Consider the following 1,828-nt stretch of genomic DNA (forward strand, 5'->3'; position numbering starts at 1 on the left):
CGCCGCGTCAAGACCACCCCCACCCTCCAGACCGAGGAACGCCCGCAGGAGGAAGGGCCGGTCCGTTCCGACGTGGCCACCGACAACCCGGTGCCCACCCCGCCCTTCTGGGGCACCCGCGTCATCAAGGGCATCCAGCTCAAGGAATACGCCACCTGCCTCGATGAAACCGCACTCTTCCGCGGCCAATGGGGCCTCACCAAGGACCTGATCGCCACCGAGGGCCGGCCGCGGCTGCGCGGCCTCCTGGACCGGCTGCAGACGGAGAACCTGCTGGAGGCGGCCGTGGTGTACGGCTACTTCCCCTGCGTCTCCAAGGGCGACGACCTGATCCTCCTCGACGAGGACGGCGGCGAACGCACCCGGTTCACCTTCCCCCGCCAGCCCCGCGGCCGCCGGCTCTGCCTCGCCGACTTCTTCCGCCCGCAGGACTCCGGCGAGACCGACGTCGTCGGCCTCCAGGTCGTCACCGTCGGCTCCCGGATCGGCGAGGAGACCGCCCGCCTCTTCGCCGCCGACTCCTACCGCGAATACCTCGAACTCCACGGCCTGTCCGTACAGCTCGCCGAAGCCCTGGCCGAGTACTGGCACGCCCGCGTCCGCTCCGAACTCGGCCACGCCGGCGAGGACCCGGGCACGGTGGACGGCCTGCTGAACACCGACTACCGGGGCTGCCGGTACTCGCTCGGATATCCGGCCTGCCCCGACCTGGAGGACCGGGCCAAGATCGCCGCTCTGCTGCGGCCCGAGCGCATCGGCGTCCACCTCTCCGAGGAGTTCCAGCTCCACCCGGAGCAGTCCACCGACGCCATCGTCGTCCACCACCCGGAGGCCAGTTACTTCAACACCGGAGGCCGGCCGTGACGACCTTCTCCTTCGAGTTCTTCCCTCCGAAGACGGAGAACGGCGAACGCACCCTCTGGGAGGCGATCCGCCAGGTGGAGGCACTGCGCCCCGACTTCGTGTCCGTCACCTACGGCGCCGGCGGCTCCTCACGTGAGCGCACCGTCGCGGTCACCCGTCGCATCGCGGCCGAGACCACGCTGCGGCCCGTCGCCCACCTCACCGCCGTGGGGCATTCCGCCGCCGAACTGCGCCGGATCATCGGCGAGTACGCGGACGCCGGGATCAGGGACGTGCTGGCCCTGCGAGGTGACCCGCCCGGTGATCCGGGCGGCCCCTGGATTCCCCACCGCGAAGGCTTCACCTACGCCCGTGAGCTGGTCGAGTTCGTCCGCTCCCTCGGTGACTTCACCATCGGCGTCGCCGCGTTCCCCGAACGGCATCCGCGCTCGCCGGACTGGGAGAGCGACATCCGGCACTTCGTCGCCAAGTGCCGGGCGGGGGCCGACTACGCCATCACCCAGATGTTCTTCGACGTCGACGACTACCTCCGGCTGCGTGACCGGGTCGCCTCGGCGGGCTGTGACACGCCCATCATCCCGGAGATCATGCCGGCCACCGACGTGCGGCAGATCCGCCGCTTCGCCGAACTCTCGGGCGCCGCCTTCCCCGAAGACCTCGCGCACCGCCTGGAACAGGCGCGCGGCAACCCGGCCGCCGGACACCGGATCGGTGTCGACCACGCCACGGCCATGGCCGACCGGCTGCTCGCCGAAGGCGCTCCGGGGCTGCACTACATCACCCTCAACCGGTCCACCGCCGCCCTCGACATCCACCGCAACCTCCAGACATCCAGGAGCCTCAGTGCCCACTGACCGCAACGACTTCACGGACTTCAAGGTCGCCGACCTGTCCCTGGCCGAGTTCGGCCGCAAGGAGATCTCCCTGGCCGAGCACGAGATGCCCGGTCTGATGGCGATCCGCA

At 70.4% G+C, this 1,828-nt stretch carries 3 protein-coding genes; all 3 read left to right on the top strand.

Annotated features, from left to right (window positions below; all coding sequences use genetic code 11):
• A partial coding sequence (locus tag ABZ836_RS30440) for a vitamin B12 dependent-methionine synthase activation domain-containing protein (protein ID WP_361147614.1) occupies positions 1-864 on the top strand: 864 nt, incomplete at its 5' end.
• Positions 861-1,718, top strand: a complete 858-nt coding sequence (metF, locus tag ABZ836_RS30445) for a methylenetetrahydrofolate reductase [NAD(P)H] (protein ID WP_356139471.1) — start codon at positions 861-863, stop codon at positions 1,716-1,718. The genes ABZ836_RS30440 and metF, both read left to right, overlap by 4 nt.
• Positions 1,708-1,828: adenosylhomocysteinase (locus tag ABZ836_RS30450; protein WP_361147618.1), on the top strand; the 121-nt coding region annotated here is incomplete at its 3' end. The genes metF and ABZ836_RS30450, both read left to right, overlap by 11 nt.

The sequence above is a fragment of the Streptomyces sp. NPDC047130 genome, from assembly GCF_040643475.1.
Taxonomy (GTDB): domain Bacteria; phylum Actinomycetota; class Actinomycetes; order Streptomycetales; family Streptomycetaceae; genus Streptomyces.